The 15926-nt window shown below is 61.3% G+C and carries 15 protein-coding genes; 1 reads left to right on the top strand and 14 read right to left on the bottom strand.

The window, feature by feature from the left end; translation table 11 throughout:
• Positions 1-75 precede the first annotated feature (75 nt).
• From HX793_RS06795 to HX793_RS06785, 3 genes are read right to left on the bottom strand one after another with little or no spacing between them, the layout of a single operon-like run.
• The gene (locus HX793_RS06795) at positions 76-3129 is read right to left on the bottom strand and encodes an efflux RND transporter permease subunit (RefSeq protein WP_177058984.1); all 3054 of its coding nucleotides are present in this window, start codon (positions 3127-3129) and stop codon (positions 76-78) included.
• Entirely contained in the window at positions 3126-4196 is a 1071-nt protein-coding gene (locus HX793_RS06790) for an efflux RND transporter periplasmic adaptor subunit (RefSeq protein WP_177094525.1), read from the bottom strand. The genes HX793_RS06795 and HX793_RS06790 overlap by 4 nt, the downstream gene beginning before the upstream one ends.
• Positions 4193-5275: an efflux RND transporter periplasmic adaptor subunit gene (locus tag HX793_RS06785; RefSeq protein ID WP_177058982.1), complete on the bottom strand. Its 1083-nt coding sequence runs from the start codon at positions 5273-5275 to the stop codon at positions 4193-4195. Before HX793_RS06785 ends, HX793_RS06790 begins: the two co-directional genes overlap by 4 nt.
• Before the next feature lie 121 nt (positions 5276-5396).
• On the opposite strand from HX793_RS06785, the gene HX793_RS06780 reads away from it, so the two are divergent.
• On the top strand, positions 5397-6557 hold the full coding sequence (locus tag HX793_RS06780) for an AAA family ATPase (protein ID WP_177051829.1): 1161 nt from the start codon (positions 5397-5399) through the stop codon (positions 6555-6557).
• Between the two features lie 126 nt (positions 6558-6683).
• Here the strand turns inward: HX793_RS06780 and HX793_RS06775 are convergent, their stop codons facing one another.
• The 11 genes from HX793_RS06775 to HX793_RS06725 all read right to left on the bottom strand — a co-directional run bounded on the left by HX793_RS06775 (position 6684) and on the right by HX793_RS06725 (position 15924).
• A complete protein-coding gene (locus HX793_RS06775) occupies positions 6684-7532 on the bottom strand; it encodes a transporter substrate-binding domain-containing protein (RefSeq protein ID WP_033898850.1) in 849 nt (282 codons plus the stop codon).
• Positions 7529-8305, bottom strand: coding sequence for an amino acid ABC transporter ATP-binding protein (locus tag HX793_RS06770; protein WP_016975003.1), 777 nt, complete (start codon positions 8303-8305; stop codon positions 7529-7531). The genes HX793_RS06775 and HX793_RS06770 overlap by 4 nt, the downstream gene beginning before the upstream one ends.
• Positions 8302-8961: an amino acid ABC transporter permease gene (locus tag HX793_RS06765; protein WP_177094523.1), complete on the bottom strand. Its 660-nt coding sequence runs from the start codon at positions 8959-8961 to the stop codon at positions 8302-8304. Before HX793_RS06765 ends, HX793_RS06770 begins: the two co-directional genes overlap by 4 nt.
• Entirely contained in the window at positions 8942-9607 is a 666-nt protein-coding gene (locus HX793_RS06760; RefSeq protein ID WP_003187615.1) for an amino acid ABC transporter permease, read from the bottom strand. The genes HX793_RS06765 and HX793_RS06760 overlap by 20 nt, the downstream gene beginning before the upstream one ends.
• Positions 9608-10092: 485 nt before the next feature.
• Positions 10093-10875 carry a MetQ/NlpA family ABC transporter substrate-binding protein gene (locus tag HX793_RS06755; RefSeq protein WP_016975006.1) on the bottom strand — a complete coding sequence of 261 codons (783 nt, stop codon included), beginning with the start codon at positions 10873-10875 and terminating at the stop codon, positions 10093-10095.
• 127 nt (positions 10876-11002) lie between these two features.
• On the bottom strand, positions 11003-11929 hold the full coding sequence (locus HX793_RS06750; RefSeq protein ID WP_016975007.1) for a sigma 54-interacting transcriptional regulator: 927 nt from the start codon (positions 11927-11929) through the stop codon (positions 11003-11005).
• 158 nt (positions 11930-12087) lie between these two features.
• Positions 12088-12669 carry an alpha/beta hydrolase gene (locus HX793_RS06745; RefSeq protein WP_016975008.1) on the bottom strand — a complete coding sequence of 194 codons (582 nt, stop codon included), beginning with the start codon at positions 12667-12669 and terminating at the stop codon, positions 12088-12090.
• Positions 12670-12842: 173 nt separating this feature from the next.
• Positions 12843-13244, bottom strand: coding sequence for an ExbD/TolR family protein (locus tag HX793_RS06740; RefSeq protein WP_010565408.1), 402 nt, complete (start codon positions 13242-13244; stop codon positions 12843-12845).
• Between the two features lies 1 nt (position 13245).
• The gene (locus tag HX793_RS06735; RefSeq protein ID WP_218178561.1) at positions 13246-13965 is read right to left on the bottom strand and encodes a MotA/TolQ/ExbB proton channel family protein; all 720 of its coding nucleotides are present in this window, start codon (positions 13963-13965) and stop codon (positions 13246-13248) included.
• Positions 13966-14019: 54 nt separating this feature from the next.
• Positions 14020-14832, bottom strand: a complete 813-nt coding sequence (locus HX793_RS06730; RefSeq protein WP_177051833.1) for an energy transducer TonB — start codon at positions 14830-14832, stop codon at positions 14020-14022.
• A gap of 240 nt (positions 14833-15072) precedes the next feature.
• Positions 15073-15924, bottom strand: coding sequence for a LysR family transcriptional regulator (locus HX793_RS06725; protein ID WP_177094520.1), 852 nt, complete (start codon positions 15922-15924; stop codon positions 15073-15075).
• Between the last annotated feature and the right edge of the window lie 2 nt (positions 15925-15926).

The following is a 15926-nucleotide window of genomic DNA, read 5'->3' as shown; positions in this document are numbered from 1 at the left end:
TTCCAAAGTGGAAACCCGGTCAACTGTGGGAGCTGGCTTGCCTGCGATAGCAATCTCACCAACTCCGCTGAACTATCAGCTCGACGCTTGCTTCGGCTCGCGAATCTTGTACCACGCCACATACAGCGCCGGCAGGAACAACAACGTCAGCAACGTCGCAATGATGATCCCACCAATCATCGCGTAGGCCATCGGCCCCCAGAACACCTCACGGGCGATGGGGATCATGCCCAGGCTCGCCGCCGCAGCCGTCAGCAGGATCGGTCGGCGTCGATGCTCGGTGGCTTCTACCACCGCATCCCACGGCGTATAGCCTGCCACCTCGTATTCATGAATCTGCGTCACCAGGATCACCGAGTTACGGATGATGATGCCGATCAGTGCCAGGATCCCCAGGATCGCCACAAAGCCCATTGGCGTGCCGGTGGGGATCAGTGCCAGCACCACGCCAATCAAACCCAGCGGCGCGACACTCGCCACCAGGAACATCTTCTGCACGCTGTGCAGCTGGATCATCAGGAAGGTCGCCATGAGGAACAGCATCAACGGCACTACGCTCGCAATCGGGCCCTGGGCCTTGCCACTTTCTTCCACGGTGCCGCCGGTGGCAACCTTGTAGCCCACCGGCAAGCCGGCGCTGAACTTATCGATCTCGGGCTTGAGCTGTTTCACCAGGTCCGTCGGCTGCATCTCATCACGTACCGACGCCTTGATGGTGATGGTCGGTTTACGGTCGCGGCGCCACACCAGCGGCTGCTCCAGCTCGTAGCGCACCGTGGCGAACGCCAGCAGCGGAATAGAAGTGCCGTTAGGCGTGACGATCTGCAGGTTCTGCAAGGTTTCCGGTGTGCCGCGCTCGGCATCTTCGGCGCGGCCGACCACGTTGATCAGGTAGATATCGTCATGCACCTGGGTCACCGAGGCGCCGCTGACCACGCTGTTCATCAACTGCGCCACGTCTTCCGACGACAGCCCCAGTTGACGCGCCTTGTCCTGGGCGATGTCGATACGCAGCACTTTGCCCGGCTCGTTCCAGTCGTAGATGATCTCGCCCAGGTGGGTGTTCTTGTCGAGCAAGGTCGCCAGTTCGATGGCATGTTTGCGCACTTGATCAGTGTCTTTGCCCGACACGCGATACTGAATCGGCCTACCTACCGGCGGGCCCATTTCCAGCGGCTGCACAAAGCTGCCAATGCCGACGAAGTCATCGCGTAGACGCTTCTGCAGGCGTGCGATCAGCTCGCCACGCTCCTCCAGGCCTTTGCTCACGATGACCAACTGCGCGTAGTAGGGATTTTCCAGTTGCTGGTCGAGGGGCAGGTAGAACCGGATCGCGCCCTGGCCAATGTAGGTGCTCCAGCGCGCAATGTCCGGGTCGTCCTTGATGATCGCTTCCAGGCGGTCGACGGCCTTGCGGGTCTCGTTGATCGAGGCGTTTTGCGGCAGGTTCAGGTCAACCAGGATTTCCGGGCGGTCCGATGACGGAAAGAACTGGTTCTGCACGAACTGCATGGAAAACACCGACGCCACAAACAGCGCCACGGTGATGCCAATCGCCCACCAACGGTTACGCATTGCCCAGAGCATGCCGCCATTGAACGCCCGGCCAATTCGTCCCGGCTCGGCATCGTGAGGTTTCACCTTGGCACTGAGGATATGCACGCCGATTACCGGCGCAAACAGCACCGCCACCACCCACGACACCAGCATCGCCACGGCAATCACCGCGAACAGGGTGAAGGTGTACTCGCCCGCCGAACTGGCGTTGAGGCCAATAGGGACAAACCCGGCGACTGTGACCAGGGTGCCGGTCAGCATCGGGAACGCCGTGGAGGTGTAAGCGTAGGTCGCCGCCTGCTCCTTGGTTTCGCCTTTTTCCAGGCGCGTGATCATCATTTCAACGGTGATCATCGCGTCGTCCACCAGCAGGCCAAGGGCGATAATCAGCGCGCCCAGGGACACCCGCTGCATGGTGATGCCGCTGTATTCCATGAACACGAACACCAACGCCAGCACCAACGGAATCGAGCATGCCACCACCAAGCCGGCGCGCATGCCCAAGCTGATGAAGCTCACCACCAACACGATAATCACCGCTTCGAACAACGCACTGGTAAAGCCGCCGACAGCCTCTTCCACCACTTCCGCCTGGTCGGACACCTTGTGCACGCCGACGCCCACCGGCAGGTCGGCGGTCAGTTCGTCCATGCGCCCGTGCAGGGCCTTGCCGAACGACTGGATATTGCCGCCCTTCTGCATGGCAATCGCCAAGCCGATGGCCGGCTTGCCGTTGAAGCGGAACATCGGTCGCGCCGGGTCCACATAGCCACGACTGATATCGGCAATGTCCGCCAGGCGATAAAAGCGGTCATTGAGCCGCAGATTCACATTGGCCAGGTCTTTCTCCGAAGCGAACTGCCCAGAAGTCCGCACCGAAATCCGCTCCGGCCCGGCCTCGATCACCCCGGCCGGCGTCACCGCATTCTGCGATTGCAGGCTCTGCACCACCTGGCGCTGGTCAATCCCCAGGGCGGCCAGTTTGCGCGTGGAGAAATTCAGGTAAATCACTTCGTCCTGCTGGCCGATCATCTCGACCTTGCCCAGCCCCGGCACCGAACGGATCTCGGCGCGCACCTGCTCCACGTAGTCACGCAGCTGGCGCATCGACAGGCCGTCGCCGGTAAAGGCATACACCGAGCCGAACACGTCACCGAACTCATCGTTGAACGACGGCCCCTGCAAACCCTGGGGGAAGGTGCCGCGGATGTCGTCGATCTTCTTGCGGACCTGGTACCAGATCTCCGGGATGGCCTTGGCGCTGGTGGTGTCCTTGAGGAACACGAACACCGTGGACTCGCCCGGCCGCGTGTAGCTTTTCACGTAGTCGAGGGAGTCGAGTTCTTCGAGTTTTTTCTCGATGCGGTCGGTGACCTGCTTGAGGGTTTCTTCCTGGGTCGCGCCTGGCCAGCGGGTCTGGATCACCATGGTCTTGATGGTGAACGAAGGGTCTTCCTCGCGGCCCAGGTTCATGTACGAGAACACGCCCATCAGCAGCGCGACGAACATCAGGTACCAGACGAAGGACTGATGCTTGAGGGCCCAGTCGGATAAGTTGAAGCTCCCTTTCATCGCGGGCTGTCCTCGTCGATTTTGACTTTTTGCCCGGGCTTCAGGCTGTTCACGCCAGCGGTGACGATACGCTCGCCGGGTTTGACGCCGCCATTGAGCAAGGCGCTGTTGGCGTCACGGCTGATCAGGCTGATGTCGCGCGGTTGCACGGTCTGGCTTTGGGTGTCGAGCAGCCAGATGCGGGTCTTGCCGTCGACCTCCTGCAAGGCACTCAGGGGCACTTCGATGCGCGGCGCGATGGCGGTGCTCAGGGTCACGCTGATCGCCGTGCCGAGGCGGAACGCAGGCGGTGTTTCCGCCAGGGTCAGCCGCGCGCGACGGGTGCGCGTGGCGCTCTGGGCCTGGGGTTCGATCTCGCGCACGATGGCGGTGGTGTTGACGCTGGGGTCGAGTTGCCCGGCGACCCGGAACACCACGTCATGGGGCAGGCGCTCGGCCAGGCCGGCGGGCAGGTCGATCACCGCTTCCTTGATGTCCGGGCGGGCCAGGGTCACCACCTGCTGGCCGGCGCTGACCACCTGGCCGGCTTCGGCATTCCACGCGGTGACAATGCCAGCGTGGTCGGTGCGCAGTTCGGCGTAGTTGAGTTGGTCCTTGGCTTGGTTGACTGAGGCTTGCGCCTGGTCGAGGGAGGCCTGGGTGGTTTTCAGGTCGGTCTGGGCGATATCCAGTTGGGCCTGGGCGCCAACGCCACGGTTGAACAATTCCTGCTGACGGCGGGCATTGGCCTGGGCGTTGATGAATTGCGCCTGCACACGAGCCAGATCGCCCTGGGCGGCGCGCAATTGGTTCTGTTGGTCGGTGGGGTCGAGGACGGCAAGCAAGGCGCCCTTCTCCACCTCGGCGCCCACGTCCACGGCGCGGCGGGCAATGCGGCCGGGCACACGGAAACCCAGGTTGCTTTCATAACGAGCCTGGATGGTGCCGGCGAAACGGCCGAGGTTTTCCTGGTCCTCGGCTTTCACTTCCATGGACAGCACGGGGCGCACCGGTTCGGGTGGCGGCTCTTCCTTCGAACAAGCCACCAGCAACAGGCTGGCGGCGAGCAACACCGTCAGGCGCTTCATGGCTGGGCTCCTGGCTGGGCGATCTCGACGAGCATGCCGGGGTGCAGCAATTGCCCGCCGGCCACCACAACTTTCTCGCCGCCCTTGAGGCCGTCGCCAATGATGACTTTGCCGGTGAGGTAACGTGCCACAGTGACTTTGTGCAGTTGCGCCTTGCCGTCGCCGTCAATCAGCCACACGGCGGGTTCGCTAAGGTCCTTGGTCAGCGCGGCCCAAGGCAATTCGATACTGGCCTTGGCTGGGCCATTGGCGGTGGCGCTGACCACCGAGCCGAGTTCCATGCCTTTGGGCAACGCTTGCAGAGCGATTTTCACCTGCACGGTGCCGGTATTGGCGGCCACGGCGGGCGTGACTTCACGCACCTTGCCCACGGCCTTGATGCTCGGGTTGTCCAAGAGGCTGACGGTAATCGGCGCTTCCGGCGGCGGCTCCACCAGCAGGGACTCATAAACGTTGAACACTGCATCGCGCTCGCCATCCCGCGCCAGGCTGAAGATCGGCACGGTGGCCTGCACTACCTGGCCGACTTCTGCCTGGCGCGCGGTAATCACTCCCGGCGCTTCAGCGATCAGCGCGGTATAGCCGAGCTGTTCGCGGGCGTTGGCCAGTTGGGCCTGAGCGGCGGCGAGAGCACTCTGGCTGCTGCGCAGCGCGGCCTGGGCTGAATCGTATTCGCTGCGGCTGGTGTAGCCCTTGGGCAGGAGCTTTTCCTGGCGCACGAAGGCAGCGGCGGTCTGCTTGACCCGCGCCTGTTCGGCCACGACTTGGGCCTGGGCGGAATCGACGTTGGTCTGCAAGTCCTTGGGATCGAGCTTGGCCAGCACCTGCTTGGCGCTCACACGGTCACCGACGTCCACCATGCGCTGGATGATCTTGCCGCCCACGCGAAAGGACAGATCGGTTTGCACACGGGCCTGGATATCGCCGGTCAGCGTGACCGCAGCAGCAAAATCCGCTGGCTGCACGGTTTGCACAAATACCCGCGAATGCTGCTTGGGCTCAGCCTTTTCCTCGCCACAGCCGCTCAGCAGCGCCAGTAGGCCAAGTCCGAAAATACAGGTGAAAATGCGACCGCCCATGCAGGCTCCTTGTGCGTGATGCCGACGTGCCAGTGTGTATGCGACTGTGAGCTTAGTTCAGGGTTCCTTATCTGCATGGAGGCTCCCATACTCCAATGGTTCCCACGCCGACTGAATGCCCATGCTCAAGACCCTCGCGGTAGCCAATTACCGCTCGATCAACAAATTGGTAGTGCCCCTGAACCGGCTGAACCTGGTGACAGGGCCCAATGGCAGCGGCAAATCCAACTTGTACCGCGCCCTGCGCCTGCTGGCGGAAACCGCCCAGGGTGGGGTGATCAATGCGCTGGCCCGTGAGGGTGGGCTGGACTCGACCTTCTGGGCCGGGCCCGAGACTATCAGCCGACGCATGCACAACGGCGAGGTGCCGATTGAGTCCACCGTGCGCCAAGGCGTGAAACGCCTGCGCCTGGGGTTTGCCGGGGAGGATTTCAGCTACGCCATTTCCTTGGGGCTGCCTGAACCGAGCGAGTCGTTTTTCTCCCTCGACCCCGAGGTCAAGAAGGAATGCATCTGGGCCGGCCCCATCTACCGCCCGGCCAGCCTGCTGGTGCAGCGTTCCGGGCCGATGGTGCGGGCACGTGAGGGCCGCGCCTGGGATGTGCTGGCCCAGCACACGCCGAACTACCACAGCCTGTTCGATCAGGTTGGCAGCCTGCGCGGTTCGCCGGAGGTGTTGCTGCTGCGCGAAAGCATCCGGGGCTGGCGCTTTTATGATCACTTTCGCAGCGATGTTGACGCGCCAGTGCGTCAGCCACAACTAGGCACACGCACGCCAGTGCTCCATCACGACGGGCGCGATCTGGCAGCGGCATTGCAGACGATTCGAGAAATTGGCGATCCCGAGGCATTGCAGCGCGCAGTCAGCGATGCGTTTCCCGGCGCGCGCCTGAATATCCAGCCATTGCAGGGCGGGCGCTTTGCGATTGAGTTTTATCAGGAAGGGTTGCTGCGACCGTTATCGGCGGCGGAGCTGTCGGACGGGACTTTGCGTTATTTACTGCTGATCGCGGCGCTGCTGACACCGAGGCCACCGACCATGATGGTGCTGAACGAGCCGGAAACCAGTTTGCATCCGGACCTGCTGCCGGCGTTGGCACGCTTGATTATCCAGGCGTCCCAGCAGTGCCAGGTGTGGGTGGTGTCCCATGCCTGCCGCTTGATTGCGGCGTTGCAGCAGGATGAGGGGTGCAATTCGATTGTGTTGGAGAAGGTGTTGGGGGAGACGCGGATCGTCGGGCAGGGAATTTTGGATGTGCCCGCGTGGCATTGGCCAGAATAGGCGGTGTCCTTCAGGGCCTCATCGCGGGCAAGCCCGGCTCCCACAGTTTTGATGTGTGAATACTTTCAACTGTGGGAGCTGGCTTGCCTGCGATAGCGGTGGATCAGTCACTCAGTTATTAGCTGATCAGCCCTGCCACTTCCCGCCTTCAACAATCACGCTCTCAGGCTTGGTGTCATCGCTCAGCTCTTTACGCACATATTGGTCGTACAGCTTGAGCAAAAACTTCTCCTCACCCAGCTTGGCCAACTCGGCATTCACCCAGTCACGCAGTTCGATGTTGCCCTTCTTCACGGCCGGTGCAATCGGCGCTTCATCGCCAAGTTTTTCTTCCAGCACACGGTAGCCCGGGTTCTGCTTGGCCCAGCTGAACAGCACCAGGTTGTCCTGGGCATAGGCATCACCACGGCCGGCAGACAACGCCTGCAACGACTCGGAGTTTTTCTCGAACTTGAGCAGTTTCCAGTCCGGGTGGTTCTTGGTCAGCCAGATATCGGCGGTGGTGCCGGTGGTGACGATGGTGGTGCGGGTGGCCAGGTCATTCAGGCTTTTCACGGCGCTGTCGTTCGGCACCAGGGCCTGTACTGCGACTTTCAGGTTGGGGTTGGTGAAGTCCACCGCTTCCTTGCGCTCCGGGGTCACGGTCATGTTGGCGAGGATCAGGTCGACCTTGTCGCTTTGCAGGAACGGAATACGGCTGGCGGGCTCGACGGCAACGAACTCGACTTTGTTTTCATCGCCCAGCAGGTCCTTGGCGAATTGGCGACCGATGTCGGTATCGAAACCAACGTAGCGGCCGGCTTCGTTCACAAAACCAAACGGCGGTTTGTCGGTGAATACGCCGACGATCAGCTTGTCGCGGGCCTTGATCTTGTCGATGTAACTGACAGCGGCAGGTTTTACAGGCTCTTCGGCCTTTTTATCGCAGCCGACCAGTAAAGCGACGGCAAACAGTGGCAGCAGTAACTTTTTCATATCAGCGCAAGTTCCTTAGGTTTTTTGGGCAGTGTTGAAACAAAGGAGAACTTCTCCAGGAACTGCTGCGCGCGTGCGGTTTGCGGGTTCGTAAAGAATGCCTCGGGGGTGTTCTGTTCGAGGATGCGACCGGCCTCCATGAAGACCACGCGGTCAGCGACGGCGCGGGCAAAGGCCATTTCGTGGGTAACGATCAGCAAGGTCATGCCATCGCGGGCCAGACCCTGGATCACTTCCAGCACTTCCTTGACCATTTCCGGGTCGAGGGCTGCGGTGACTTCGTCAAACAGCATGACCTGAGGGTTCATGCACAACGAGCGGACGATAGCGATGCGTTGCTGTTGGCCGCCGGAGAGCTGGCGCGGGAAGGCGTCGCGCTTGTCGGCCAAGCCCACGCGTTCCAACAGTTTCTCGGCCTGTTCGCGGGCTTCGCGCGGGTCGCGCTTTTGCACTTTCAACGGGCCGAGCAGGAGGTTGTCGAGCACGCTCATGTGCGGAAACAGGTGGTAGCTCTGGAACACCATGCCGATGTCCTGGCGCACGTGGCGCCAATCGGTTTTCTTGTCCAACAGCTCGTTGCCGGAAAAACGCAGGCTGCCGCTGTGGGCCACTTCCAGGCCGTTGAGGCAACGCAGCAAGGTGCTTTTGCCGCAACCGCTGGGGCCGAGGATCACCACCACTTCGCCGCTCTGCACGCTCAGGTCGATGCCTTTGAGCACCTGCGCCTCGCCGAAAAATTTGTTGAAACCCTGGAACTCGATCAATGCGCTCATGCTTGGGCCCAGCGCCGTTCCAGCACCTTGGAGGCGGCCGACAACGGGTAGCAGATAAAGAAGAAAAACAGGAACAGCACGCCGTAGATCAATACCGACTCATAGGTGCGTTCGATGATTTGCTGGCCGACCTTGATCACGTCCACCACGCCGATCAGCACCGCCAGGGAGCTGGTCTTGATGATGCGCGTGTAGACGTTGATGGTCGGCGGCGTCATGCGTTTCAGGGCTTGGGGCAGCAACACATAGCCGTAGAGTTGCGGGTCCGAGAGGCCAATCGACAACCCCGCTTCACGTTGCCCGCGTGGCAGCGAATGCAAGGCACCGCGCACCACTTCGCCCACCTCGCTGGCGCCCCACAGTGACAGCACCAGCACCGCGCACCAGAAACTCGGAATGCTCAGGCCGAAGAAAATCGGCAGCCCGAAAAACAGCAGGTACAACCACACCAGCACCGGGATCGCGCGGAACAGCTCCAGGTACACCCGCAGCACCGCGTTGATCAACCGGTTGTTCAAAGTGCGCAGCACGCCATACAACACGCCGCCGATGGTGCTGAACGCGATGCTCAAGAACGAGATCGACAGGGTTTGCGTAGCGCCCTTGCCCAGTTGTGGCAACGACACCCACAGCAACTCAAGACCCGAACTGGCCATGCTGGAGCCTCCTTTCCAGGCGGCTGAGCAACAGCGACAGCGGCAAGAACAGCAACACGCAGATCAGCGTCAGCACGGCGAGCATTTCGTAGGTCTTGTAGTAGAGGGCGATGTAGCTCTTGGTGGTGTAGAGAATCTCCGGCACCGCCACGGCGGAAACCACGGTGGTCTCCTTGAGCAGGAAGATGAAATTGGCGAACAACGCCGGCAGGCTGAGGATGCCGGCCTGAGGCAGGATCACATGGCGCAGCAGTTGCCAGTCGGACAGGCCGATGGACTTGCCCGACTCGATCTGCGCCAGCGGCACCGCCTCCACGCCCGCACGCAACACTTCGGTGAGGTAGGCGCCGCCGAGGAAAGTCATGGTGATGATCGCCGCCCAGAACCCGGAAATATTGAAGCCCAGGGCCGGCAACGCGAAGTACACGAAGAACAGCTGGATCAACAGCGGCGTATTACGCGCCAGCTCCACATAAAGCGCCACCAGGCGCGACAGGTACGGCGTGCGAAACACCAGCAGCGCCGCGTTGATCAGCGCCACCAGCAACGAGGTGGCGATGGCGATCAGGCCGACTTGCAGCGTCACGCCCACGGCTTTAAGAAAAGCCGGCAGCGTGCTGAGGATAAAAGCGAAATCGAAGGTCATTTCCCGTCCATGACGCCGCAGGGTAATGCAGCGAGCGCAATCCGATCCGGTGTGGGTAACGCCAGGTAGCGTGAACTTTAATGGTATAAAAAAGAAAATTTAAATACCCAAATAGCATATTGATATCACCCAAAAAGATAACTCCCGGGTTCGCGGGTTTGGCGGGTGGCAGCTATGGTTGGGGGGTCTGAGATTCGAGGGATTGAACCATGCAGGAAGTAAAACCGATGGATCCGCAGGAGCTGGTGAAATGGTTGATGGCGTTGCGCAGGGCGATCAACAGCCGCGCTCTTTAATCCAATGAAGACCAAAATGTGGGAGCGGGCTTGCTCGCGAATACGGTGGATCAGTCAACACATCTGTTGCTGACAGACCGCTTTCGCGAGCAAGCCCGCTCCCACAGTTTTGATTGTGTTCCAGTCATAAAAAACGCCGACGCTAAATAAGCCGTCGGCGTTCAAACCTTGAAGGGGGTTTGGGTTACATCAGAACGCAGGCACTACCGCGCCGTTGTACTTCTTCTCGATGAACGCTTTGACTTCCGGGCTGGTCAGGGCCTTGGACAGTTTCTGGATAGCGTCGCTGTCCTTGTTGTCCGGGCGAGCCACCAGGAAGTTCACGTACGGCGACTTGGCGTCTTCGATGATCAGCGCGTCTTTGGCTGGGTTGAGGCCAGCTTCCAGGGCGTAGTTGGTGTTGATCAGGTCCAGGTCAACCTGGTCCAGCACGCGTGGCAGCAGGGCCGATTCCAGCTCTTTGAATTTCAGGTTTTTCGGGTTGCTGGCGATATCTTTCGGCGTAGCCAAGGCGTTTTTTGGATCTTTCAGGGTGATCACGCCTGCTTTTTGCAGCAGCAACAGGGCGCGGCCGCTGTTGGAGCCTTCGTTCGGGATGGCCACGGTGGCGCCATCTTTGAGCTCAGAGATGTTCTTGATCTTTTTCGAGTAGGCGCCGAACGGTTCAACATGCACGCCGACCACGGTCACCAGGTTGGTGCCCTTGCCCTTGTTGAAGTTTTCCAGGTACGGCAGGGTCTGGAAGTAGTTGGCATCCAGGCGCTTCTCGGCAACCTGTACGTTGGGCTGCACGTAGTCGGTGAAGACTTTGATCTGCAGGTCCACGCCTTCTTTGGCCAGGGTCGGCTTGATCAGCTCAAGGATCTCGGCGTGGGGGATCGGGGTCGCGGCAACGACCAGTTTCTCGTTGGCCTGGGCCAGGCCGGCAGTCAGGGCAGCCGCCAGTGCGGTAAACAACAGAACCTTTTTCATGCAGTGTCCTTATCGGAATTGCGGGGCGTCTCTGACGACCGATTTTTATGTGGTGTGCCAGCGAAGTGCTATCGCGGCGTGGAAGGGACAATACCTAGATTTTTTATTCCCGAACAATATCTTTTATTCACGTTGATATTCCATTTTGTTCATACAGGAATTTACGCAGAGTTTCCTGCTCGGCGGGGCTGGCACTCTGGAAAATGCGCTGCACCTGTTCCAAGGGCGAGCCCGACGCTGGCAGGTTCAGATGCTCGGGCAGGATTTCGTCGCCGCTGCTCACCAACAACGCGAAGTGAATGACGTTCTCCAGCTCACGGGTATTGCCCGGCCAGCTGTGGAGTTCCAGCACGCGCTGGGCGGCATCGCTGATCAGCGGCACTGGCAGGTCCAGACGCTGGCTGTAGATGCCCAGGAAGTACTCGGCCAGGGACAGGATGTCACCCACGCGCTCGCGCAGTGCGGGCAAGTCCAATCGCCCTTCGCTCAAATAATGGAACAAGCGCTCATGGAACTTGCCGGCGGCCACAGCCTGGGCCAGGTCGATGCTGGTGGCTGCGACCAGACGCACATCCACCGGGCTGGGCTGATGGGCACCGACACGGGTGACTTCGTGGTTTTCCAGGGCGGCCAACAGTTTTACCTGAATCGGCAACGGCAAATCGCCGATCTCATCCAGGTACAACGTGCCGCCATTCGCCGAACCGAACCAACCGGCCCGGCTGCTGGCGGCGCCACTGTGGCTGCCGGCGGCGTAGCCGAACAATTCGGCATCGGCGTAGGTCGGGCTGATCGCGCCGCAATTGACCGAAACAAACAAACCGGTACGGTCGCTGCCACGGTGAATGTGGCGTGCCAGCAACTCTTTACCACTGCCGGTCTCGCCGCGAATCAACACGGGCAAGGCGCGCGGCGCGAGGCTTTCGAGGTCTTCGCGCAGTTGCCGCGAACGGGGATCGACAAACACCAGCGCCTTGGCGCGGATGCTCAGAGGGCTTTTTTCGGCGTCGGGGAAGGTCAGCAACGGCTGACCGTAGGTTTCATGCAGACTCATGGCAGGCTCCCGCCCCCAATCCACTTAAGGGACGGGGCGTTGAAAATGTGTAGGAGCGAGCTTGCTCGCGAAAAACGTCAACGATGATGCAGCGCTACCTGTGAATCCACGTCGCCTTTGCATTCTTCGCGAGCAAGCTCGCTCCTACATGATTGGCTTTAGGCAGTGCGCCGGGCGTGGTGCTCAAGGCGGCTTTGCAGGCGATAGAGGTAGGCGAAGCCCTGCTCCCAACGTTGGTGGCCGGACTTCACATTGATATGCCCTGCACCGGACAGAATCCCGGCTTCGGCGCCCCAATTGCGTGCCAGCTCCAACGCCCGAGGCGCGCTGACGGCACTGTCGTTGTCGGAACTGACCACCTGGCTTGGGAACGGCAGCAGGTCGGTTGGAATGGGCGCGAAATTACGCAAGGCAGGCGAGCAAGCAGGTCGTTCGACATCGGCCGGCGCCACCAGCAAAGCCCCGCGTACCTGACGCAGGAACTGCACCGGCGCAGTCGCCGCCCAGTGCGCCACGGTGATGCAGCCCAGGCTATGGGCGATCAGGATCACTGGCGTGCTGTCGGCCGCAATGGCCTCGGCCAGCGCGGCGACCCAGTCTTCGCGGCGTGGGGTCAGCCAGTCAGCCTGCTCCACGCGGGCGCTGTTGGGCAGGCTGTTCTGCCAGTGACTTTGCCAATGATCTTCTGGCGATCCTTGCCAGCCCGGCACGATCAGGTAACGAATCGACTCGCTGTGCATGGGTGTGCCCTCCTGCAGCGTTTAACGTTGCTGAACAGTATAGGGACGGGGGTTATATTCGTTAAGGAATAAGAAGCTATTTATTAATAACCAAAAACACAGACGAATTTTACGCAAAAAAAAGGCCGCACCCTGCCAAGGAGACGGCCAAAAAATTGTCGAGGCTTTTGCAATCAGCGTGCGGTAATCACCGACAACTTGGTAATCCCCGCGCGCTCGATAGACGCCATGGCTCGCGCCACTTCGCCGTAGTTCACGCCATCATCAGCCTGCAGTTGCACCCGCACATCGGGGTCCTTGGCCTTGGCCGCCTGCAGATTGAATTCCAGTAGGTCCGGCTGGATTTCGTCCTTGTTGATAAACAGTTTGCCGGCGCCGTCGATGCTCACCACCAGCGGGTCTTTCTGCTCCACCGGGGCCACAGCCTCGGTCTTGGGCAGGTTGATCGGGATTGCGTTGGTCAGCAGCGGCGCGGTGACGATGAATACCACCAGCAGCACCAGCATCACGTCCACCAGTGGCGTGACGTTGATCTCGCTCAGCACCTCATCGCTGTCTTGCGTGGAGAAGGCCATGTCAGGACGCCTCCTTCACTTTCTGCGGGTTGCCGGCAGTGGTTTTGTTCAGGGTCGGGTGCAGCAACACACGGAAGGAATTCTTCTGGGCCAGGCTATAGAAGTCGTGGGCAAAGTCGTCCAGGTCCGCAGCCGTCAGCTTCAGGCGACGCAGGAAATAGTTGTAGACCAGCACCGCAGGCACCGCGACGGCGATACCCACACCGGTCGCGACCAGCGCCGCACCAATCGGGCCGGCCACGGTTTCGAGGCTGGCGGAGCCCGCAGCGCTGATGCCCTTGAGCGCTTCCATGATGCCCCACACAGTACCGAACAGACCGATGAACGGCGAGGTGCTGCCGATACTGGCGACCACGGCCAAGCCGGTTTCCAGGGAGCGGCGTTCACGCACGATCTGCTGGCGCAGGGCCCGTTCGAGGCGGTCCTGGTGGTTAATCGCCTGGCTCAGGTCCGCCGCGTGCGGGGTTTCGCCCACCTGAATCGCCGCGTAACCGGCCTGGGCCACGCGGGCAGCGGCGCCCGGCTGGGTTTCGGCCAGCTCGGCAGCCGAGTCGAGACTCGACGCCGCCCAGAACTGTTTGTGGAACTTGCGATCCTGCGCCTTGAGGCGGCCGAACTGCACGCCCTTGAGCAGGGCCAAGCCCCAGGTGGCGACCGAAAAGACCACCAGCAGCCAGATCACCGCGCTTTCGATGGATTCAAGTGGAGATGCTAATGCCATGATGTGTTCCCTCTGTGCAGGTCGCGGCGTGTGCAACACACCGCAGCCGAATAGTTAGTGAATCTTGAAATCGATCGGTACGCTGACCCAGCCGTCCTGGGCCACATCGCCCTGCTTGGCCGGCACGAAACTCCAGCGTTTCACCGCGGCCAGCGCAGCGTCGTCGAGTTGCTGGCGACCGCTGCTTTTCTGGATCTGGATCTCACCCGGCTTGCCGCTGGCCAATACATGCACCCTGAGCAACACCGTGCCTTCCCAGCCGCGACGCTGGGCCAGTGACGGGTACTCCGGCGCCGGGTTCTTCAGGTACGCGGCGTTGGCCGAAGCGGGCGTTACAGGCGCCGGCGCCGGTGGTGCTGGAGGCGCAGGCGGTGCAGGTGTCGGTGGCGCGGGCGGCTGCTCGACCGGCTTCGGTGCGGGCTTGGGCTCAGGCTTTGGAACCGGCTTGGGCTTGGGTTTTGGAATCGGTTTGGGCGGTGCCGGTTTGGCAGCCAGCTCATCCACAACCGGCGGCGGTGGCTCGACCACGGGGGGCGGCGGTGGCGGCGGCACGGGCGGTGGCGGCTCCACCACTGGGGGGGCCGGCTGGGAAAATTCGATGGTCATCGGCGGAATTTCCGGCGGTACGATCGGCAGCACCGGGGTCGGCTTCTGGCTCACCCAGTAGATCACCGCACCGTGCAGGGCCAGCACCAGCAAACCCAGCAGAACCCCTTCACGGCGGCTGGAGAAACGCTTCGGCGTTTTCTGCGTGCGCAGCTGCCCCAACGGCGCGCGGTGCGGCCGGCCAAGGTCGACCAACTCACCACCTGGTGCCTGGCGCCACTGCGCCTCGTGTGCACTGGCGGCGGTCTGGACATTGCCCATTGATTCACTCCCTACGGTTTTTGACACAAAAAACCGACAGGCCTGCATGGGAGGCCGTCGAGGGCTGAATCATCGGGGCCAGACGCTTATCTCTTAAAGTAATCTTTAAAGTTATAGATAGATCTAAATTGAATAAATGAAACATCCAGATACCGCAAAGCCACGGCCCGTGCGGGCTGGCGCTTGGGCGCAATTTCCCGATGCATTTAAGGCATGAAAAATATTCAGTAAAGGCATCGGTCAGACAGGGCTGTTTGCACACAAATCGAGCAATTGGCGTTGCAGACTCTGTCCTGCCGCCCCCAAGCCACTGCGGCCATACAGCGCCAACCGAACACCTTCCACCCTGGGCAAGACGCTGTCCGGACCCAAAACGCTATGCCCTGGCTGTACGACTCGACGGGGCAACAAACTGATGCCCAATCCCGCCGCCACCGCCGCACACACGCTCGCCAGGCTCGCACTGGAATACCCGATGCGCCAGCGCCAGCCACCCACCTCCAGATGTTGCAGCATTTCATTGCGGTACAGGCCGCCCACCGGAAACGCCACCAACGGCAACGGGTCGCGCCCCAGGGACGGCGTGCTGCGGCTATCCACCCAGCACAAGGGCTCCGGCCATGAGGCCAGGCAGTCGTCGCTGTCGCCCATCTGCTTGACCAGCAAGACGTCGAACTCTCCGCTGCGGTACTGGCGCTGCAACTCGGGACCGAGGCCGCTGGTGACCTCCAGGCGCACCCTTGGGAAAGCCTGCACAAACGCCGACAGCAGCGGCATCAGCCGTTCGGATGCAAAGTCCTCCGGCACACCCAGGCGTAGCACCCCGTCGCTTTGTTGGCTGATCAATACGTCGGCCGCCTCTTCATGCAACGCGAGGATGCGTCGTGCATAGGCCAGCAGCCGCTCGCCCTCCGCCGTCGCCACCACACGGCGTTGATCGCGGTCCAGCAGTTGGCACGCCACCGCCTCTTCCAGGCGACGGATCTGCTGGCTGACCGTGGACTGAGTCAAGTGCAGGCGCTCGGCGGCGCGGGTGAAATTGCCGCAATCCACTACGGCGACAAAACTGCGCAACAACACGGGATCGAACATGG

The organism is Pseudomonas reactans, from assembly GCF_013387025.1.
Classification (GTDB): domain Bacteria; phylum Pseudomonadota; class Gammaproteobacteria; order Pseudomonadales; family Pseudomonadaceae; genus Aquipseudomonas; species Aquipseudomonas reactans.
Note: the sequence above shows the minus strand (reverse complement) of the source record. Positions and strands in the feature narration are given on the sequence as shown.